Annotated in this window: 19 protein-coding genes; 11 read left to right on the top strand and 8 right to left on the bottom strand. The window is 40.5% G+C overall.

Annotation, left to right across the window (positions count from 1 at the left end; all coding sequences use genetic code 11):
* Window positions 1–465, bottom strand: a complete 465-nt coding sequence (locus NA23_RS02265) for a MarR family winged helix-turn-helix transcriptional regulator (protein ID WP_052107088.1) — start codon at window positions 463–465, stop codon at window positions 1–3.
* 243 nt (window positions 466–708) lie between these two features.
* Here NA23_RS02265 and NA23_RS02270 point away from each other — a divergent pair, with 243 nt between their 5' ends.
* The 11 genes from NA23_RS02270 to NA23_RS02320 all read left to right on the top strand — a co-directional run bounded on the left by NA23_RS02270 (window position 709) and on the right by NA23_RS02320 (window position 13,308).
* Entirely contained in the window at window positions 709–1,200 is a 492-nt protein-coding gene (locus NA23_RS02270; protein WP_033191265.1) for a hypothetical protein, read from the top strand.
* 40 nt (window positions 1,201–1,240) lie between these two features.
* Window positions 1,241–2,245 carry a Holliday junction branch migration DNA helicase RuvB gene (gene ruvB / locus NA23_RS02275; protein WP_033192465.1) on the top strand — a complete coding sequence of 335 codons (1,005 nt, stop codon included), beginning with the start codon at window positions 1,241–1,243 and terminating at the stop codon, window positions 2,243–2,245.
* The gene (locus NA23_RS02280) at window positions 2,235–2,933 is read left to right on the top strand and encodes a YggS family pyridoxal phosphate-dependent enzyme (protein ID WP_084384018.1); all 699 of its coding nucleotides are present in this window, start codon (window positions 2,235–2,237) and stop codon (window positions 2,931–2,933) included. Before ruvB ends, NA23_RS02280 begins: the two co-directional genes overlap by 11 nt.
* 30 nt (window positions 2,934–2,963) lie before the next feature.
* A complete protein-coding gene (locus NA23_RS02285; RefSeq protein ID WP_033191264.1) occupies window positions 2,964–3,260 on the top strand; it encodes a YggT family protein in 297 nt (98 codons plus the stop codon).
* The gene (locus tag NA23_RS02290) at window positions 3,257–4,060 is read left to right on the top strand and encodes an NAD(+) kinase (RefSeq protein ID WP_033191263.1); all 804 of its coding nucleotides are present in this window, start codon (window positions 3,257–3,259) and stop codon (window positions 4,058–4,060) included. Before NA23_RS02285 ends, NA23_RS02290 begins: the two co-directional genes overlap by 4 nt.
* A gap of 34 nt (window positions 4,061–4,094) precedes the next feature.
* Window positions 4,095–4,811, top strand: a complete 717-nt coding sequence (locus tag NA23_RS02295; RefSeq protein ID WP_052107087.1) for a phosphate signaling complex PhoU family protein — start codon at window positions 4,095–4,097, stop codon at window positions 4,809–4,811.
* A 71-nt stretch (window positions 4,812–4,882) separates the two neighbouring features.
* On the top strand, window positions 4,883–8,227 hold the full coding sequence (locus tag NA23_RS02300; RefSeq protein ID WP_033191261.1) for an LptF/LptG family permease: 3,345 nt from the start codon (window positions 4,883–4,885) through the stop codon (window positions 8,225–8,227).
* Window positions 8,228–8,237: 10 nt separating this feature from the next.
* Window positions 8,238–9,593 (top strand): tRNA lysidine(34) synthetase TilS, encoded by a 1,356-nt coding sequence (tilS, locus tag NA23_RS02305; protein ID WP_052107086.1) that lies wholly within the window; start codon window positions 8,238–8,240, stop codon window positions 9,591–9,593.
* The gene (ftsH, locus tag NA23_RS02310; protein WP_033191260.1) at window positions 9,583–11,433 is read left to right on the top strand and encodes an ATP-dependent zinc metalloprotease FtsH; all 1,851 of its coding nucleotides are present in this window, start codon (window positions 9,583–9,585) and stop codon (window positions 11,431–11,433) included. The genes tilS and ftsH overlap by 11 nt, the downstream gene beginning before the upstream one ends.
* A gap of 37 nt (window positions 11,434–11,470) precedes the next feature.
* Window positions 11,471–11,869 (top strand): thioesterase family protein, encoded by a 399-nt coding sequence (locus NA23_RS02315; protein WP_033191259.1) that lies wholly within the window; start codon window positions 11,471–11,473, stop codon window positions 11,867–11,869.
* A 32-nt stretch (window positions 11,870–11,901) separates the two neighbouring features.
* Entirely contained in the window at window positions 11,902–13,308 is a 1,407-nt protein-coding gene (locus NA23_RS02320) for a B12-binding domain-containing radical SAM protein (RefSeq protein ID WP_033191258.1), read from the top strand.
* Between the two features lie 35 nt (window positions 13,309–13,343).
* On the opposite strand, the gene NA23_RS02325 is transcribed toward NA23_RS02320, so the two are convergent.
* From NA23_RS02325 to NA23_RS02355, 7 genes are all read right to left on the bottom strand, one after another.
* Window positions 13,344–13,571 (bottom strand): TM0026 family membrane protein, encoded by a 228-nt coding sequence (locus NA23_RS02325; protein WP_033191257.1) that lies wholly within the window; start codon window positions 13,569–13,571, stop codon window positions 13,344–13,346.
* A gap of 3 nt (window positions 13,572–13,574) precedes the next feature.
* Entirely contained in the window at window positions 13,575–14,381 is an 807-nt protein-coding gene (locus NA23_RS02330) for an ABC transporter ATP-binding protein (RefSeq protein ID WP_033191256.1), read from the bottom strand.
* On the bottom strand, window positions 14,378–15,373 hold the full coding sequence (locus NA23_RS02335; protein WP_033191255.1) for an ABC transporter ATP-binding protein: 996 nt from the start codon (window positions 15,371–15,373) through the stop codon (window positions 14,378–14,380). Before NA23_RS02335 ends, NA23_RS02330 begins: the two co-directional genes overlap by 4 nt.
* Before the next feature lie 2 nt (window positions 15,374–15,375).
* Window positions 15,376–16,218, bottom strand: coding sequence for an ABC transporter permease (locus NA23_RS02340; RefSeq protein WP_033191254.1), 843 nt, complete (start codon window positions 16,216–16,218; stop codon window positions 15,376–15,378).
* A 2-nt stretch (window positions 16,219–16,220) separates the two neighbouring features.
* Entirely contained in the window at window positions 16,221–17,237 is a 1,017-nt protein-coding gene (locus tag NA23_RS02345; RefSeq protein ID WP_033191253.1) for an ABC transporter permease, read from the bottom strand.
* 93 nt (window positions 17,238–17,330) lie between these two features.
* Entirely contained in the window at window positions 17,331–19,145 is a 1,815-nt protein-coding gene (locus NA23_RS02350) for an ABC transporter substrate-binding protein (protein ID WP_033191252.1), read from the bottom strand.
* 42 nt (window positions 19,146–19,187) lie between these two features.
* On the bottom strand, window positions 19,188–20,330 hold the full coding sequence (locus NA23_RS02355) for an ROK family transcriptional regulator (RefSeq protein ID WP_033191251.1): 1,143 nt from the start codon (window positions 20,328–20,330) through the stop codon (window positions 19,188–19,190).
* Window positions 20,331–20,708 lie beyond the last annotated feature (378 nt).

The following is a 20,708-nucleotide window of genomic DNA, read 5'->3' on the forward strand; positions in this document are numbered from 1 at the left end:
TTAAACCTCCTTTAAACAGTTGTCTTCAACCTTCCGTTTGATGTTATTCTGCAGTTTCTTAAGAATATTTTCCACTTCTTGTTTTTCCTCATCAGACAGTCCGCCTACTAAAAGTTCCTCAGCTTCTTTTACTATTTTTGCAAGGCTTTTAAGTACGTCTTCTGACTTTTCCGTAAGGTATACGCGTGTGATTCTTCTATCCTGCTCGTCAGGAACCCTCCTTACGAGGCCATTCTTCTCCATCCTGCGTAGCATGACGGCTATTGTTCCCTGTTCCACCCCTATACGTTTGGCAATTTCTTTTTGACTCAGTCCTTCTTCTTTTCTAAGTATAAACAATATCGGTATCTGCCCGGGATGGATGTTGAACTCTTTGAGTGTTTTTTCGTGAACAAATTTGAAAACAGATCTCTGTATCGAATTCAAAAGTGCCAAAATACGTGCATGCTCCATGAGCTCCTTCAAACAAATCACCTCCGTGTTGCTCATTAAGTTTCGAAAGATTCTCAATTGGTAGCAACAAGTAACCTGGTAGTTTTAGTTATACGTCTAAATATTAGACGTATAAATATATTAGCCGGCAGTTGTCAAAATGTCAAGACACATTTTTTGAGGCGAACTAATCTTTTAACTTTAAAATCACTCATAAGCGTGTTATAATATAAAATTGTGTAGTCAAAAGATACGGGCAGATTCGCTGGACATTTAATGAGGGAGGAATATTCGATACAGGTAAGGGCAAACATCAAAAAACACTTCTTTTTCAATCTCTTGCTTATCGTGCTGTCAGTCGTTGCGTTCGTTTTTCTCGTGTTATCAGTCAATAATTTAAAGGGCGCTTTCAAGAAGTTAGAAAGTGCCAATGTTGTTTTTGATGTTGAATTTTGTGAACAAAGAGGCATTTCCTTAGTTTGCGATGGAAATCTAAGAGTGGTTACCCCCGGAGTTGAACATGAAATTGAGATGGTCCAGCTAAGGGTATTCACAGAAGATGGTAAATACATAGGAAGCTGGACAAACGATAACATCGATGATGAACGCTTCACCTTTTCTGTAACTAATGCCGGTTTGTTTGGTAAAGCGGAAAACAGAATTATAATGATAAATGGTTTTGTAAAAATCAAGCTTGACATAGGTAGGTATGGATTCAAGATGAACTTGCCAATCGAGGAAGAGGTGAAAGTTAGTGAAAGAAGATAATGTGCTAAACGAAAAGAGCTTATCTAATGAACCCACGGAAGTGCAAAGGATATTCTCACCAGAAAGAAACGCTTATGACACGTATTCCCTGCGACCGAAGTTCTTGGCTGAGTACATAGGTCAGGATAATATTAAGCAGCGACTGGAGCTTGCTATATCTGCTTCAAAGATGCGTGGTGAACAGCTCGACCACATACTTCTGGCTGGTCCTCCAGGACTTGGTAAGACAACGTTAGCGGTTGTGATTGCGAATGAACTTAATGCAAATATACATATAACAAGCGGACCTGTTCTTGAAAAGCAAGGTGATGTTGCTGCAATACTTACAAACCTGGAGCGAGGAGATGTTTTATTTATCGATGAGATCCACAGAATGAACCGAGCTGTTGAAGAGATACTGTATTCCGCTATGGAAGATTTCCAAATTGATATAATGATCGGTAAAGGGCCCGCTGCAAGATCAATAAGAGTGGATCTACAACCGTTTACACTCATCGGCGCGACAACACGAAGCGGATTATTAACTTCTCCTTTGAGAAACAGGTTTGGCATGATTTTTGAGATGAATTTCTACACAGAGGAAGAACTTAGCTTGATAATAACTCGAGCGGCGCAGGTAATGGATGTTTCAATAAAGCCTGAGGCCGCTTTGATGATAGCGCGACGTTCAAGAGGGACACCGCGAATCGCAATTAGACTTTTGAAACGTGTTCGGGATCTAAGCACTGTAAAGGGCTCAAAGTTGATAGATGTTGAAACTGTTGAGGAAGTTATGACCTTGCTTGGAATCGACGAGTATGGACTCGATGAGATGGATAGAAAACTTTTGAGAGTTATAATCGAAGTTTACAAAGGTGGACCTGTGGGTCTGAAGGCACTCGCCGCGTCATTAGGGGTTACCGAAGACACAATTGCAGAAGTGTACGAACCGTACCTTGTCCAAAGTGGATTCCTCGCAAGGACGGCTCGTGGAAGGGTGGCAACTGAGAAATCTTACAAATATTTCGGGATAAACACGTTGGGGGGACTTTTCAGTGATTACTGAAGAAGAACTGAGAAAGAACTACGAGGATGTTTTGAATAACATAAAAGCTCATGCACAAAAAGTTGGTCGTGATTACAGCGATATTAAACTCGTTGCCGTTACAAAGACTCATCCTATAGAATTATTGAATTTGGCAGTTAAGATTGGAATAAGAACGTTTGGCGAGAATTACGCACAGGAGCTAAGGGATAAGGCCAAAGCACTTGAAGGTGTCGATATTGAATGGCATTTTATTGGCAGAATCCAGACAAACAAAGTCAAATACATAGTTCCTGTTGCGAAAATGATTCACTCCGTATATAGATTTGAAGAATTGGAAGAGATAGATAAGGGTGCGAAGAAAGTTGGGAAGATACAAGATATTTTGCTTGAAGTGAACGTCTCTGGTGAGGAAACAAAGGCGGGATTGCAACCAGAACAAGTGAAAGATTTTCTCGTTAGTGCAACTAGATTCACAAACGTGAAGATCGTTGGATTAATGACAATGGCACCGTACGTTGAACCTGAAAATGCAAGACCATACTTTAGAAAGTTGAGAATTTTAAGAGATGAGCTGAAAGTTGATTTTCCAGATATTGTCGAGCTTTCAATGGGTATGACCAACGATTACACCGTTGCTGTTGAGGAAGGTAGTACAATAGTAAGGATCGGTACAGCTTTATTTGGTGAAAGAAAAAAGCTAAAATAGAAGGTTAAATACAGTAAAGGGGTGTGGACCATGTTCATACTTGGTAACTTTTTTTACGCAGTAGGAGTCGTTCTAAGGGTTGCTATCAATTTTGAGACAGCGGTTATAATCATTGCCGCGATACTCAGCTGGATACCTCAGGCTTATTCTTTCCGGGTTTATCACATATTACGTGACCTTGCAGATATTGTAGAGAGGCCGCTGAGAAGGGTAATCCCTACGATTGGTTATATTGATATAACCCCTCTTGTGGCAATTTTGGTTTTGATCTTCTTGGACAGATTTCTTGCTCAGTCATTGATTGATTTAGGGTGGAGATTAAGGTGAGAATTGGTGTTTTTTACCGAACAGACTATCTAAATTCAGCAAAGGAAGTGTACACAAAGCTAAAAGAACATTTCGATGTTTTGTTTTTCAAAGATTCATCAGAACAACTTTCCGAGGTTATAGGTGGTGAACTAGTAGAACCCAAAGTTGTAATCTCCGTTGGTGGTGATGGTACTGTTCTTCGCGTTTTGAAGAAGGTTAAGTGTCCAGTTATAGGGGTCAAAGCGGGAAGGCTGGGATTCTTTTCTGGTTACTTACTTACCGAATTGGATAAGCTCGTTGAAGATTTGAAATGTTGGAATTTCATCGAAGATAGAAGATGGATGTTGAGGGTAGAGATAGAGAATGGAACTTTTTTTGCCATAAACGATGCGGTGTTACAGAAGGATGTGGAGCAAAAAATCGTTGATTTTGCTGTTGAAATGACTGACGGAAGTTTCTTTTATCATGCCGACGGCCTGGTTGTAAGTACACCGACAGGTTCTTCAGCATACGCACTGGCACTCGGTGGACCCATAATTCTTCCAAACGTAGAAGCATTTGAGATCACCCCTATGGCTCCTCAGTTTTTGGCTACGCGTAGCTTAGTCATCCCCAGCACGGAAAAAATAAGGATTACGGTAAACGATACGGTGAATTTGGTTGTTGATGGTGACGTTGTAGGGAAAGTGAGAGAGATCCACGTAAGAAAATGTTCAAAAGTAATAACGTTGTTGCGACCGAAATCCTATGACTTTTCTACATCGATTAAGGAAAAGATCGGTTATGGCAAGATGGTTCTAAAGAACGGTTCTGAATAATCGATTAGATTATCAAGCACAAATAGAATGAAAGGTGATCTACGTGAAATGGATAATTAATGAAAAGCTTGAAGAATTAAAGAAATACGTTGTAAAAGAAGGTTGGTATGTAGAAGACATATTCCAGAGCTGTGCCGTAGCGTTCAGAGAAAGGAGCGAAACCTTAGCCAAGGAAGTCAACAAGAGTTATTGGGATGTGTATAACGAATATCTCATGATTCTCGATTTTTCTCAGCAACTTTTTGGGATGTTTACACCAGACAAGCGAGACTTACGTTTCATATCTGGCTCTGTGATTGTCGCGAAGGTCTTGCTTGATATAGCAGATAGATTAAGGGACATTGCTTCAGATATTATCAATTTGACAAAAGAGCCTGACATTAACCAGAGCATATCAATTCCCGATATGTTCAAGTTCTCTCAGCGGATGCTAAGAAAGTCGTTGCGTGTCTATGTTGATCAAAACCTTGAAGGTTCCGCAGCAATTTGTTCTCAAGATGCACAGATCGACGAGTCGCATGCGAAGTTTAAAGATGAGATAGTCAGATTGATTCAAGATAATCCGAGAGTCGTTAAGCGAGCGCTTATGCTAATGGATATTTCAAAGGGTCTGGAAGAGATATCTGACTACTCCGTTCAAATAATCGAAGTCACACATTTTATACTCACAGGAAAATACTACACATGCTATAAAGACCTGCTAAAAGAGTTTTCTTTAGAGATTTTCAAAGACTTTTCGGAGGAAGTGTGAAATTATAGAGCCATCCAAAATCTCGATTTAGTATAAAACCTTTAATTTCCGTTTTTCAGGAGGGGTGTACTCTGAAAACTCTTACAAAATACGTTCTCAAACAATCCCTTAAACCTTTTTTCATGGGTCTTGCTGGTTTCATAGTTTTCGTGAGCGTTGAATGGTTGTATCAGATTTCTGATTATATAATCAGAAACAGAGTCGGGTTTTCGAAACTCTTGTTATTTGTTGCGTACAATATACCCTACTTTACCGTACTTGGCATTCCAGTAGGTGTGCTTTTTGCGATCTTTTGGGTTACCAGCGAAATGTCAACAAATAGGGAAATTACAGCCATACTGGTACACGGGATTTCGTCCAAACGGCTTGTGACTCCGTTTTTGATCTTAGCGCTGATCCTGGGATTTTTTGCATGGCTTTTGAACGATTACGTTGTTCCAAACGCGAATTACAAGTCGTCCCAAGTACTCAATCAATATATTCTTCAATCTCCGGAAACGGTTATTAAGACTAATATGCTCGTAGAACTTGAGAAGGATGTCTATTTTTATGTAAAACAGTACGACAAGCAAAAAGGGGAATTGTACGATGTTGTTCTATTTAGAAACGAGGAAGGGAACGAACAGATTGTAACTTCAAAGAAAGTTATGAAAAGACAAGACGGCTGGTACCTACTCGATGGTAATATGTACGTTGTTGAACTGGAAACAGGATTTCTCAAACTGGATATGCAATTTAGAGAGATGAAATTAGATGTCGCTGGAGAAATCGAGCAAATGCTCAGAGCCTATAAGACAACTCGCGATAAGACGTCAAAGGAACTTCGAGAACAGCTTGAAACGTACAAAAAGTTAGGCATAAACACTGCGTCGTTAACCGTGGAATTACATCAGCGTTATGCAAATGCACTTGGCTCTCTGGTTATAGTCCTTATTGGGCTTCCAATATCGTTGCTTTTTGGTTTAACAAGTAAATCTTGGGGTGTAATTTTGACATTCGTTCTTGTTGTGCTTTACCAAGGTTCTGGAGCTTGGCTTTCCGGTATGGGAAAGGAAGGTTTAATGGACCCGGTATTGGCAACTTGGTTACCAAACCTCGTATTTGCAGTAGTAGGTTTTCTTCTTTATCTGTTCATGGATACACCTGTAGCTTATAGGGCAAGGGAAGTGCTGAGTAGATTTTTCACTATGTTATTAGTAGTAATCTCACTTTCACTGATCTTCTCATCAGTAGGGTTCGCAGCAGACTTGAAAGTAAACGCTAACATCGCTGATTTTTCAGAAAATTTGGTGTCTTTGAAAAACGGCATTACAATGACGTGGGATAAGTACAAGCTCGAATGCGACGAAGCATCCGCTACTTTGGAGGATGGAAAAGTAAAAACAGTATATGCTGTAGGAAACGTGTCGTTTTACGACGGTGATAGGAAATACTTTGCAAAATCCTTAGTTTACTATTTTGAAACGAGCAGAGTTCTTGTGCTCAATGCCAAGACGGTTTATAACTACAACTACAAAGGTAAGAACGTACCTATATACGTTCACGGCTCGGAGATAGAGGTTGAAAACATCACAGACGAAGCAAAAATGCTTGTAGAGATACGCAATCCGGCTATAACCACCTGTAACTTTGAAGAACCCCACTATACCATTCAATCTGAAGAGGTCTATGTCTTAGAAAACAAGTACATCATAGCTACTAATTCATTCCTTGTAGTCCTTGGCGTTCCTGTTTTTCCTTACCCTGTATTTGTAACTGCACTCCAAGGTGAATCACCCTATTCTTTAACTTTTACCTTCGGCCAAACGCTTGGAGTCTCTCAAACTTTTGCTTTTACCCTCAACAATTGGAGTACTAAACTCACTTTGGGGACAGATAATGTAACTTTCCAAGCAAACGATAGTGTAAATAAGCAGCAAAGAGTCTCATTTGACATGAAAAGTAACAAATTTGAATTTACTATCTTCCCACTTACGTACAGATATGTGAATAATGCCGTCTACTATAAGTACGATGGCGTACTTTATTTTGAAGGTAATTACTTGGCCGATAGTAACTACTATCAAAAAGTTGGGTTGACATATCAGGACCCAAAATCTCCGTTCTACTTCAAGCCTTATATAATGTACGACGGGCGACTGACTGACACCATTGTCTATCTCAATGGTGGATTTAGGAATCTCTCTTTTGTTTTGCTCAACTCCAATAACCTTACACTCAATTTGGATGATACGGTGCAATTAAGAACGGATGGATATTTGACATCTTTGGAAAGAGACTGGACGTCAACATACCGAACAACGTACACTTTGACTCTTTCTAACAACAATATAAGGTACAACTTCAGTCTAACGGGGAATTTAAGCGAAAGCGCTCAGAATAGAACTTTTACATACACTTACCAGTTCCCGTGGACTTTTAAGTGGGACGCGTTTACGTTGAATTTCAATTATACGTTTAACATAAAAGGTGTGTCAAACATTGCTGCAACAAAAACAGAATCTGTCGGAATGTCTGATAAGTATATTTCTGATCTGAGTTACATTCTTGGCCCTTTTAGGTTGACAGGTGGCTGGGAGCAATTTTACGGATTCTTGGATGAACCAGCGGCGAACAATAAAAATGTTCTCAGATTTACCTTCAGTTTAAGCTCGGATAAGATAACTGCATCAGCGAGCAGGGGCATCGACATCTCAAATAACAAACTGCTTCCAGACAGTTATAGTATCAGGTACTCTGAGCAATTTGGCCCTGTAGGAGTAAGCAATTCAATTTCCGGAACTTACGATAACGATAAAGCGAAACTTGGTGTTCAGAACTTCAACTTAGGGTTAAACTTCCAAGACATCGGAACAAGTTATTCACTCCAGTTCTCAACAATTCCGGGTAATCAAATCTCAACGTACATTCACACGTTAAAATACGCGAACCTCAGTGCAACGATTTATCAAAAACCAGACTACATAGAGAGGGCAACTGTATCAGGTTCTTTCAATTTGTTCGATTACCTTGCTAAACTCAGTGGAACGTACTATGTGAGATCTGCAAACGCAGAACCAACCTGGAGTCTGTCGTACAGCATGGAGAAAAAAGATGAAAAATACGTTGTCTCTTATAACACTGACAATACAAGAAAGTATCTTGTTGAAATCAGCAACAAAACGATTGATCCAAACGTTTATGTAAAATTAAAATACGATCCATCGAGAAACCTTCTTGAAAGTGTTAACCTAACGTTCGACAAATCGTTGCATTGTTGGAGACTTCTAATTGGCGCAGATTTATCGTACAAAGCAACAGGTAACTGGTTGGATTACTTGGATAAGCTTACTCTTAAATTCTACTTAACGGATATATCAGATATCTTCTTCTTGCTTGATCCAAAAGCAGGGCAATTCCAGTTCAGTGGGATGTGATCACGTCTTTATGAAAACTCATATGGATTTTTATTCCGGTGGATTTGAATCGTCTGATCTATACGAGAGATTCAAAAAAATCGTGGACGAGTACGCTCCAAAAGTAACTTCGTTCCTCCTTGCCGTTTCGGGTGGTATTGATTCAATAACTATGCTTGATTTATTTTCAAGGTTAAGGAAAGAAAGACCGAATTTGCGAATCGGCGTTGCAACGTTCAATCATAAACTTCGACCGCAGGCCGATGAGGAGGTAGAATTCGTAAAGAGTCTATCGGAAAGTATGAACTTTCCGTTTTACACGGACTCAGCAGATGTTAAGAGCTATTCTAACCTTAATAAGCTCTCCATAGAAGAAGCAGCCAGGACACTGAGGTACAGCTTTCTTGAAAGAACAATGAGGCACTATGGCTATGAATTAACGGTAACGGCGCATAATACCAACGACTTGCTTGAAACGATTCTAATGCGGTTGGTAAAAGGTACTGGTCCGTTCGGCCTTGTAGGTCTGCGAGTGCTCTCCGATAAGTATTTCAGGCCATTGTTATTTTTCTCAAGGCAAGAAGTAGAACTTTACGCAAAAAGCAGAAAACTGTCTTATGTGGTTGACATGTCAAACTTTGACGAACACTACGAGAGAAACTATATAAGACACAGTGTGGTACCACTTTTAAAAAAGATCAACCCAAGACTGGAAAAAGCAGCGCTGTCTTTAGCGCTCAGTACCTGGGAGATGGACGAGTATGTTGAACGAGTAGTACAAGGCACGCAAAGATATGTATTGGGTGATAGGTTGATATTTAAACTCCTTCCTGATCCTTTCATTCAAACCGAACAGCTGCGCAGATTTTCGCTCCAGTTCTTTGGTAGACCCCTGGATCGAGAGAAAATTGAACGCTTTTCGAAAACCTTAAGAAGTTCTAAATCCTTCAAAGTTTCATTTTGGAACGAACTTGGAGCGGAAGTTTCACACGGGTGGGTTATGCTTGGAAACATTAGAAACTACGAGCCTTTTACATTTTTTATTGAAGTGTCGAGACACGGCGAGAGTTTTTCGATACAACCCACAGATAGTTTCGAGATTAATGGATACTTTATTAATTTCTCACTTCGTGGTATAATTAAGTCTGAAACTCCAGTGATTCGTTTTGTAGTTAGAAATTGGAACGAAGGTGATAGAACGTATGAAGGAAAAAAGTTGAAAGAGTTATTCAACGAAAAGAAAGTTCCAACTTTTGCAAGGAGGTTGATTCCGTTAGTGTTTTTAAATGAAAAGGTTGTTTACGTACCAAAGTACTACAAATCAAAGCTTCTCGATGAAATCGGGTTGGAAGTTGTTTCGAAGGGAGGTATAAATTTTGAATCGTAACTTGGGCTCGATAATATTCTTCATACTCACAGCACTTTTTCTTTTTTGGATCTACCAAGGACTTGTAAGTTCGAAGAGCGCCGTAGAAGTAAACATGAGTTATAGCGACTTCATTAATCGTTTGGATGATGGTGAAACAGATATAGCCAAAGTTATCATCAAAGACGATGGTAATCTTTCGGTGGAAACGAAGAGCGGTAAGTTGTACTCAGTTTACGCTCCGTGGTTTAGGTACGATGTTGAAAAGATTAATAAACTTGTCGAATATGGAATCATAGTCGAAGGAGAAAAAAGCGTTGATAGCTCGTTTTGGATAAATGTTATAGGAAACATAGCGATGTTCATAATTACTCTGCTGCTTTTTGCCTTCATTATCCGCGGTCTTGGAAGAGGTAACAACCAGGCGTTTAACTTTACGAAGAGCAGAGCAGAGAAGGTTGGACCAAACAAAATAAAGGTAACGTTTAAAGATGTCGCAGGTGTCGATGAAGCCGTTGAAGAATTAAAAGAGACCGTTGATTTTCTAAAAAATCCAGGAAAATACGCGAAGATTGGTGCCCGTATGCCGAAGGGTATATTGCTTGTAGGGCCTCCGGGTACCGGAAAAACATTGTTAGCCCGCGCAGTTGCTGGAGAAGCCAATGTTCCGTTCTTCCATATAAGCGGTTCCGATTTTGTTGAACTTTTCGTCGGTGTGGGTGCCGCAAGAGTTAGAGACCTTTTTGAACAGGCTAAAGCAAGTGCTCCATGTATAGTATTTATAGACGAAATCGATGCGGTTGGCAGACACAGGGGAGCAGGTCTTGGTGGTGGACACGATGAAAGGGAGCAAACTTTAAACCAGCTGCTCGTTGAGATGGATGGATTTGATATTAATCAAGGTATAGTTGTTATGGCTGCTACAAACAGGCCAGACATACTAGACCCTGCGCTTTTGAGGCCAGGTAGGTTTGACAAAAAGATCGTTGTGGATCCACCAGATGTGAAAGGTCGAGAGGCAATATTAAGGGTTCACCTAAGAAATAAACCAATAGACAAAGATGTTGACGTTGCTGTTTTGGCCAAAAGAACTACGGGTTTTGTTGGGGCGGACCTCGAGAATTTGGTCAATGAAGCTGCACTTCTGGCTGCGAGAGCAGGTAGAAATGTCATAAGAATGGAAGATTTCGAAGAAGCTATCGACAGGGTTATCGCTGGTCCAGCTAGGAAATCCCGAATGATTTCGGAAAAGCAAAAAAGGATAGTTGCATACCACGAGGTAGGACATGCAATTATAAGTTCTTCTTTACCAAACGCTGACCCAGTGCACAGAATTTCTATAATTCCGCGTGGTTACGCGGCATTGGGATACACTTTGCACCTTCCAGCTGAAGACAAGTACCTTATCAGCAAAAGCGAGCTTCTTGATCATATAACAACTTTACTTGGTGGAAGGGCAGCAGAAGAAATCGTGTTCGGTGACTTTACAAGTGGTGCTGCTAACGATATAGAACGGGCAACTGAAATTGCAAGGAAGATGGTCTGCGAGTACGGAATGAGCGACAGCTTTGGGCCACTCGCCTGGGGAAAGACAGAACAGGAAGTGTTCCTTGGTAAAGAACTCACGAGGATTCGGAATTACAGTGAAGATGTTGCAAAGCTAATTGACCACGAAATCCAAAAAATCGTTATGAATTGTTATGAAAGAGCAAAACAGATTCTTGAGAAAAACCGCTCTAAGATGGACCAAATAGTGGCCGTGTTGCTTGAAAGAGAAATCATGAGTGGTGAAGAACTGAGGGCGATGCTAAATGGTAACGAAGATAGCGAGAATGACAGAGATGAAGTAGCAGCTAACTAGAAACGTTTTGGAAAGGAAACGACAAGGGGGAATAGAAATGGAGCGTTTTGAAAACCTTTTGGGACTGAACAAGTCATTTGAAATACCAACTGATGAATCGATGATATGGGACGAAGACGACGAACTTTCTTACTTGCATTTGGTGTCCACTTCTTCTCTGTTCAGGGAAATAAGTGCTGTTTCTTTTGATTTCTTAAGAAACTATCTTAATGAAGATGAAACCTCGGTTGTTACAAAAATTGAGATTGAACATGTGGCACCTGTTGTTGTCGGCGAACGTCTCGTAGCTGGTTTACGAATAGTAGACGTCCACGAGAACCACATAACATTTAAGGCACTTGTTTTAAGAGAGTCGCAAAAGGTTGCAGAGATTACCATTACACGTGTAGTAGTCTCGAAGAGTTATCTAAGGAGGAAGGCGCTTGAACATATCTAATCTTTACATGAGAAAGGTGATTGATTTAGAAAATGAGGCGACCACGGAGTTCTGAGGCCTTTAAAGAGTACAGTTATGTTTTGAATTTCAAAAATTCGGAAAAGATCATCAGAAAATTGGAGGGCAACCTTGGTAGGGTTGCCCTCATTTTCCCCAATTCCTATTCGATTGCAAGTGGCTCTTTGGCTTGGAGCTGGATACAGACTTTATTGATGCAGAGAGGTTTGCACGTTCAGAGGTTCTTTTACGAGCGATGGTTTGAGAAATTTTATTCAATGGAAGATCAAGTTCCTTTAGATGAGTTCCCGATATGGCTATTTACATTCCAATTTGAAAACGATTTGCTGAATATAGCGGAGATGCTTTTAAAAAAAGGTATACCATTGTCGATTTATGAAAGAAAACCGTACCATCCGATAGTTATAATCGGCGGCCCTGTGACGTTGTTTAATAATGAATTGATTGATGAAATCGCAGACTTTGTCTTCATTGGAGATTTAGAATGCAACGCTGACGAGTTTGCAAAAGCCTTGGGTCACGATGATAAAGATGAGATTGTCAAGCATTTACTGGACATCAAACAAATCTATTCGAAAAGATATGGAAAATTGGTCTTCTCCAACTGTATAGGTACATTAAGCCCTGTTCCTGTTGCTCATTTTATAACTCCTTACTCACCTTATAAGAATAAGTTGCTTGTTGAATTAGGACGCGGGTGCATACGTAGGTGTGCATTTTGTGTTACGGGCTATACAAAAAAGCCTGTCAAGTTCGCAAGTCTTGATGAAGTTATTGAAGTCTTCGAGCGATACCAAGATTTCGAATTTGGCTTAATAAGTGCCACGATAACGGACTACCCGTATCTTGAAAGATTACTTGAATACCTCGAACGGAAGAACGTCAGGTTTTCTGTCTCATCGATGCGAGCAGATAAAATTAACGAAAAACTGCTGAGACTGTTGAAAACAACCGAGCACCACTCCTTCACAATAGCTCCAGAGGGCATATCTCAAAAGCTCCGGGATGTTATGCTCAAAGATCTAACAACTGAAGAACTTATCACGGCACTTGAGCTGGGAAGAAAAGTCGGGTTTAAACAGGTAAAGTTTTACTACATCATCGGTCTTGAAGAAGAGGACGGAAAAGATTATGCAGAGTTCTTCGAATTTCTCAAAACAGTTATAAATATGCGCTATCAAGAAATCAGCATCAGTATAAATCCCCTCGTTCCGAAACCTTTCACGCCTTTTGAATCTAGGAAGATGATAGATAAGAAGTCATACGAAGAAAGGGTTGCATTTATAAGAAAAAATATCCCAAAGAAAGTCAAAGCTGATTTTGAAAGCTACAAACTAAGCAAGATGCAGTACGAAATCTCACACCTAAAAGGGACCCAGACAATAGAATATCTCCGAGAAGTTTTCAAAAACAAGAAGTAAGAAAAAACGCGGAACCGAAGTTCCGCGTTGTTATTCTACTGTGATTTTTCATTTTTCTTATCTTCCGTTAATTCATTTTCCAGTTCTTTCTTCCATTTTTCTTTAATTATGACAAAAATCAGAACAACGGCTGTAAATATCGTCAATACAAGATCAAGGTAGAATTCAAAAGGTTTCGTTTCTTTAGGTAAATAGTATATTAGCACGAAAAGCTCGAGCACAAAGGCCCATGTAAAAATGCTCAATACAGTGCGTGTGAACATACATCACAGTCCTTCCAGCTTTCTGTAAAGTTTCGGTACACTTTCCACGAGCAGTTTCGTATACTCATGAGATGGTTGTAAAACAACCCTGTCGGGATGTCCACTTTCAACTACTTCTCCATCTTTCATGACAAGTACGTTATCGGATACATAGTATGCGAGTCCAAGGTCGTGAGTTATGAAGATGATCGAAGTGCCTTGTTCTTCCCTCAATTCTTCGAGCAACTTAATTATACCTCCTCGACTCGATGCGTCAATCATCGAGGTTGGTTCGTCCGCAACTATAAGTAGTGGTCTTAATATCCAGCACCTTGCAATCATTATTCGTTGCTTCTGACCACCGGAGATCTGGTGCGGGTATTTTCCGAGAACATCCTTTGGATCTATACCAACCTTGAAGAGCGATTCCTTTATTATCTCCAATCCTTCCTTCTTACTTGCAGGTTTCTTTTCCAGAAGATTCACTGCTTGCCAGAGTGTCCTCTCAACAGGGTAAAAAGGATTGTAACTTGCGAATGGGTCCTGAAAGACCGCATGAACTTTTCTTCTGAACCATCTTAACTCTTCCTGCTTTTTTATATCCTTCCATATGTCCTTTCCTTCAAAAACAATCCTCCCGCTTGTTGGTGGAAAAAGTCTGAGGATCATCTTCGCGGTAGTTGTCTTACCGGAACCGCTTTCTCCAACCAGCGATACGATTTCTCTCTCCTTTACTTCAAAAGAGACGTTATTTACTGCGTGGATGTATCTTTTTGAAAAAAAGCCTACTGCAAACGTCTTTGTTAGATTCTCTACTAAAAGTCTGCTCATACTCTATTCGCCTCCTGGTGGAGAAAACATGCGACTTTTCTACCTGGTTCAACCTCGACAAGCTTTGGTTCTTTCTCCTTACATATATCCATTGCATATGGACATCTTGGATGAAATCTGCAACCAGATGGTGGATTTATAAGGTTTGCAGGCGCACCAGGGATCATGCTGATGCCTCTTGTTCTTATCTCTGGTTCAGGTGTCAAAACGGAATTCAAGAGTCCCGTTGTGTACGGATGGAGAGGTTTTTCCAATATTTTCTCCATTTCAGAAAACTCTACGATCTTTCCTGCATACATAACGATCATTCTGTCAGCTATCTGCCTGATGGTTGCAATATCGTGTGTGATGAAGACTATGCTCTTAACGATTTCTGCCCTTTTCAGTTGCATCAGAACTTGAAGTAAGACTTTTTGATTGACGACATCAAGTGCAGATGTCGGTTCATCGGCAACAAGCAACTTCGGATTTAGTAGCGTTGCTAAAGCGATAACTGCCCTTTGCCTCATGCCGCCGCTCAATTCGAATGGATATCTGTTCAGCCACAAAGGATTGAGTCCAACTTCTTTGAATCGTTCCTCCGCTTTTTTTACTAGGTCATTTGGTTCAATGTTGTGTGACTGTGCCAAATGTTCAACGTATTTCGACATTTTAATTGTGGGCATCAACGCGTTCATAGCACTTTGTGGGATGATAGTTATATCTTTACCCCAGAACTTGCGTTTTACCTCTTCTCTTGACATTGAAGAAATTTCCTCGAATTTCCCATTCACCTTTAGAAACACTTTTCCATCAACCAACGTCAGTGGTTTTAGCATGTTCATGAAAATAAGGTTTGAGAGTGTTGTCTTTCCGGATCCTGATTCCCCCACTATACCGATAACTTCACCTTCGTGTATTTCAAAAGACACATCGTCAACCGCTCTTACCGTGGCCTTTTCCAATTTATAATAAGCTTTTGCATTTTCAACCTTTAATAGCACTTCTTTCACGCTTATTCCTCCCTCAAACGTGGATTGAAAACTTCATCCATCGTGGTACTTATGACCATCAAAGAAGCTGTTACCGCAACAATTGCTATTCCGGGTGGGACGAACCACCACCAAAGGCCTCTTCTTATACCATCCATTAACACCGACCACTGAAGCATCAGACCTAACGATATGCCTTGTGTAGGTCCAAGACCTATCAAGCTCAAACCGGCTTCGCCCATTATTCCACCGTTGATGAACAACACAAAAGACATGAAGGCATAAGTTGCTATCGTTGGGAGCAGGTCTTCGATAACCAGCCTCAGATCTGAATATCCAGCCATTCTCGAAAGGTAGACATACTCGCGAGACATTACACTCATCAACTGAGCTCTTATTGCTCTTGCGTACCATGGCCATTGGAAAAGTCCAAGGATAACCGCTACAACTTCCAGACTTCTAAAACGAAGGTAGCTGGCAATTAATATGGCGACCAGTATAGATGGTGTTGTTAGAACGATGTTGGTTATTGCCATCAAAACGTCGTCAATGATTCCTCTCTTAACAGCAGCCAAGCTTCCTATTATTGAGCCTATCACCAATGAGATTAGAGCTGCAAAGAAACCGATGTACAATGAAGCACGAATGCCGTAGAGAAGTTGAGCCAAGATATCTCTACCATAGGTGTCTGTTCCCAAAGGGTGCTTAGCAGACGGTGCCTGCTCGTAATCCCATGACATCTCAGTGGGATCAACTTTGTAGAAATACGGACCTAAAAGTCCTGTTAAAAGAAAGAGTAAAAAGATAATCATTCCAATAATAAACTTTTTATTCTTAAAAAGTGGTCTTATCATTGTCAACAGCATATTCATTCCTCCTGACCAAGTCTTATCCTTGGATCTATTAAAGCATACACAAAGTCAACTACAAAGTTCGCAAGGTATATAGAAGCTATGAGTATGACAAATATTCCTTGTATCATCGGGTAGTCGAGAGTTGTGAGCCCTTTGAAAAGTAAATATCCCGTTCCAGGGTAATTGAAAACTATTTCCGTTATCAATGCTCCACCTAACGCTCCACCTAAGCTTAACGCAAGTCCGGTGATTTGAGGTAGTAAAGAATTCCTGTAAGCATACTTGAATATCCTTCTGTCTTCCATACCTAAGTACTCTGAAAATAACGCGTAATCGCTTCCAAGCTCGTAAACAATCATCACTCTCATTCCAATTGCCCATCCACCCATGGCGGATATCACAATCGATGCGAACGGCATTATATAATGTCTTAACACGTCAACAAAAAACTTCCAAGTAAGACTTGGTATTGTTCCCTGAGAGTAGGCACCACTAACTGGGAACCATCCTAACTTCACGCCGAACAGGTATATGAAAATCATTCCAAGCCAGTAGTAAGGAACCTGCGAGAGAATCATCGATGAAGTCAAGACCCATTTGTCTATCCACGTGTTTCTTTTGTATCCTGCAATTGCTCCAAGTCGGTTACCAAGCCACCATGCGGTTAATGTTGCTGGAAGTAACAAGAACAAAGTCCATGGGATAACCGGTACAATTAAATCTATTACCTTCCTTGGATAATATGTTATCGAGGTTCCCAAATCCCCTTGCAAGGCCTTCGATATGAAGCTAAAATATTGAACAATGACGGGCTTGTCGGTTCCAAACTGTTCAAGTAACACCTTTTCTGCTGCTCTTATTGATTCAGGGTTTGCTTGAGCAACTCGGGACAAATTCGACAAAAGCTGAGAAAGTGGGTTACCTGGAATTGCACGAGGAAGTATAAATACAATAGTGGTTGCAACTATGTACGTTAATAAGAGGAACAGAAATCTTCTTCCAATAAATTTAAGCATCGGTTTAAATTTCATCCTATCTATCACTCCTTGACTTTATTTTACTCACTTGTTTAGAACCGTGCTTTACAAACCGGCCCCCTTTCGGGGACCGGACAGTTTTACAAACTATTTCTTTGCGGATTGAAGGTCTTTGAAGATCTTTGATGTTGGTATTTCAATTCCGCCCTTGTCTGTTGTTTCGAGCCATTTTGGAATTGGTTGTGGGTTTTTGGCTGGTGAAATTCCGAAAAGAACTGGCCACGTATCCGCATGCCATGGAGCTGGTCTGAACCAGTATGGCCTATCTTGGTTCGGCCAGTTGACCCAGTACTTTGTCGAATATTCGTACCAGTGGGCAGTATAGAATGCAGGTATAGAAGGCATATCTTTGGCAATTATTTCTTGGATTCTGAAGTAAGCGTTCTTTCTTACTGTTGGATCGAGTGTAGAAACTGCTGTATCAAGAAGCTTTACAATCTCGTCATTATCGTAGCGTTCCCAATCTCCTGCCCATGTAACTTCTCCTACTGGTGCTGAAAGCCTCTTGTCAAGAACGAATCTATAGATGTTGAACGGATGATCAAAGCTTGGTCCAACGCTCCAGGAAATAATCATATCGAACGTTCCCTTTGTCATTCTATCAGCCCATACTGAGAAGTCTGGAAATTCTGTAGTAACTTCAATACCTATTTGTTTTAAACTCTTAGCTATCAATTCACACATCATCATCCAGTCTGTCCAACCGTATGGAACCGAGATCGTGTAAGACAGCCTCTTTCCATCTGGTCCAACTCGGATACCATCTTTACCAACCTTGTATCCTGCTTCGTCAAGTATTTTCTTTGCCTTGTCAAGGTCATATTCTGGTCTTCCATCTGCTGTTCCAAATGTCTTTTTCCAGAGGTCGTAATTGATGTATTGCTTATTCGGTTCAAAGAGGTCAATAACAAACGAAGGATGAGCTTGGCTTCCGTATCCGAAATACGCCTTTTCTAGCATGTCATCGTATGGGATAGCGTATGCGATAGCTTTTCTCACTGCCGGGTCAGAGAGTCCTGGCTTTGTGTTGTTCAAATAAACAAACCCGACACCATCTGGTAAGAAGTACGGTTTTGATTTGTACCACGTTCCTACTGGAAGGTTCTTCTTTTGCCACATTTCCCAAACGCTTGGTATGAACAATCCTGCCCAGTCTACGTCTCCTCTTTCAATGGCCAATGTTGCAGCTGGATTGTCTTTGTAAATTACGTGAGCGATGTACTTGGGTCGTGGAAGTCCAAAAATATCTTTACCCCACCAGTTGTCGATTCTTTGGTATACCACTATATCAGGGGTGTAGAAATAGATTTTGTAAGGGCCGGAAACGACTTGTTCTGATGGTTTGTCGTTTGCCCAATCTCCAATGTTGATTTTCTTCGCTTTGAGACCTTCATAAACATGTTTTGGCATTGGTTGTGCTCCGAGTGCATAAGAGAGGAACTGGAAGTAGTTAAGTGGTTTTGTTTTTGCTTTGAATTCGACAACTTTTGCGCCAATGCGGTTTATGGAATCAATGTAGTTTTCCCATCCTGCACCAGGGCCAATACCGAGTTCCTTAGTAAGTTGGAATGTGTACATGAAGTCCTCTGATGTTATATCTCTTCCATCGCTCCACTTTGCTTCTTTTCGTATGTAAATCCTGACTGTTGTGCTGTTTACGAATTCGTACTTTTCGGCGATAACCGGAATCCATGCATCTCTACCAAGGTCATACTGGAAAGCAGGCAGGAACAAGAATTGGTCAGTTCCCCATGTTGACTGTGCCGCATAAAGGTTCCAAGTTGTGGCTGGTCCCCACAGTGCTCCCGCAATGTAAACTGTTTCTTCTCGTGGCAATGTTACTGCTGCCAAGCTTAACGAAACAACTACCAACAAAAGAAAAAAAGTACCCAAACGTCTCATACAAACACCTCCCCAAAAGTGATGTGAGAAACCGAAAACACTTTACAACGTTCGCAAGAAATGCTCGAGAACCAGCACATTCGCGCCAACCAAAGAGGGTGGAACGTTCTCAAAAACAGTGTCTCTTATAACCGCATTGAACATATCCTTATCCAACGATTTGTAAAGTTCATCTTCAATGAAATTCCCAAAAGTTCTGTATATGTTGTTAATCAGGCCTCCTAACACGATAACGTCCGGGTTGATAAAGTAAATGATGTTCCTTAGTGTAAGAGCTAAGTGATGGATATACCTTTCTACAAAACTCTTTACCTCCTTGTTACCATCCTTCCACAGTCTTGTCAGATGGCAAAATCTTTCCTGCAAAGTTCTATTAGTAACCTTAGTATGACTGATAATTTTTTCGAAGGTACTAACTAATCTTGCCGGTGAAAGGTATTTTTCAAGTTCTATGCCGTTGACCGCAACATGACCTATTTCGCCGGCTGCAGAATTTCGACCTCGCACAATGTTCCCGTTCACCAAAATTGCACCGCCGATTCCTTCACCAAAATAAAGGAAAAACGCTACCTTTGAGTGTTTGATATCTTGCGAAAAGAACCGTTCAGCAAGCATTGAAAGATTTGCATCATTCTCAATAAGAACTTCTACACCCAAGGTATCAAATACCTTTTTAAAATCTATATTCTTCCAATCAAGATTAGGGGCACACATGAGCGTCTTGTTCTCGTAATTCACAATCCCGGGAAGCGAAAAGACAACTTTTGAAACAGTCGCGTTAAGTGGATATTCTTTTGTAAGCTTATCAAAACTGTTCACGACTTTTTCTCTGAACTTCTCAAACTCTCTCTCCGTCTTAAAACTGTCCACAATATCCCACGAACCGTCGAGGTATCCAACACCAACAAGCGTCTCGAAGATCTCTACGTTGTAAACAACGGACGTTACAAAAGACCGAGTTGGTCCGTAGAGTATTGAACTTCTCCCAACACTAGTGGATACACCCCTAACCTCAAGTAATCCCTCATTTTCAAGCTCACCTATTATTCTCCAAACAGCACTTTGAGCGAGCCCCGTTTCCCTAGAGAGTTCAGCACGACTTGCCTGACCTTTCTCCATGAGGTATCGAAGAATGGTTCTTTTATTTTCTCTTTTCATAGATACAGGGTTAAGTTTTTTTGTCACAGTACATCCCCCGTTTAAGTTTAATAGATTTTGTCAAATCTACTGGCTCTTATTAATTTTTTCTTTCTCAGAAATAATCGTTTAGATTATACCTGTTAGTCTGAAAAATCCAAAATTGATGAACCTAAAGAAAACAGAAGAAAACTTTTTCAAGTAAATACTAGTTCCAGAATTTCTAGTAATTCACAATTATTGATTATCACCTGGGAGATTCAAAGAAATTTGTTGGAACATGTTACATGATGAAATGGAAATATTACTTGGTGGGCAACCTTTCAGGAAGATTTGGTTTTGAGCTCACCAATTCATCCTAACAAGCTCAAAACCTGCATGCAGGGTGGGTGAAATATGGGTGACTTACCAAATTCTTGAATTAAA

Source organism: Fervidobacterium islandicum (assembly GCF_000767275.3).
In the GTDB taxonomy this organism is placed as follows: domain Bacteria; phylum Thermotogota; class Thermotogae; order Thermotogales; family Fervidobacteriaceae; genus Fervidobacterium; species Fervidobacterium islandicum.

What these genes read in the sequence shown, in the direction of transcription:
- NA23_RS02270 (WP_033191265.1), top strand. Translation starts at nt 709, where the DNA reads ATGAGGGAGGAATATTCGATACAGGTAAGGGCAAACATCAAAAAACAC.
- NA23_RS02285 (WP_033191264.1), top strand. Translation starts at nt 2,964, where the DNA reads ATGTTCATACTTGGTAACTTTTTTTACGCAGTAGGAGTCGTTCTAAGG.
- tilS (WP_052107086.1), top strand. Translation starts at nt 8,238, where the DNA reads ATGAAAACTCATATGGATTTTTATTCCGGTGGATTTGAATCGTCTGAT.
- NA23_RS02315 (WP_033191259.1), top strand. Translation starts at nt 11,471, where the DNA reads ATGGAGCGTTTTGAAAACCTTTTGGGACTGAACAAGTCATTTGAAATA.
- NA23_RS02320 (WP_033191258.1), top strand. Translation starts at nt 11,902, where the DNA reads ATGAGGCGACCACGGAGTTCTGAGGCCTTTAAAGAGTACAGTTATGTT.
- NA23_RS02325 (WP_033191257.1), bottom strand. Translation starts at nt 13,571, where the DNA reads ATGTTCACACGCACTGTATTGAGCATTTTTACATGGGCCTTTGTGCTC.
- NA23_RS02330 (WP_033191256.1), bottom strand. Translation starts at nt 14,381, where the DNA reads ATGAGCAGACTTTTAGTAGAGAATCTAACAAAGACGTTTGCAGTAGGC.
- NA23_RS02340 (WP_033191254.1), bottom strand. Translation starts at nt 16,218, where the DNA reads ATGCTGTTGACAATGATAAGACCACTTTTTAAGAATAAAAAGTTTATT.
- NA23_RS02345 (WP_033191253.1), bottom strand. Translation starts at nt 17,237, where the DNA reads ATGAAATTTAAACCGATGCTTAAATTTATTGGAAGAAGATTTCTGTTC.
- NA23_RS02350 (WP_033191252.1), bottom strand. Translation starts at nt 19,145, where the DNA reads ATGAGACGTTTGGGTACTTTTTTTCTTTTGTTGGTAGTTGTTTCGTTA.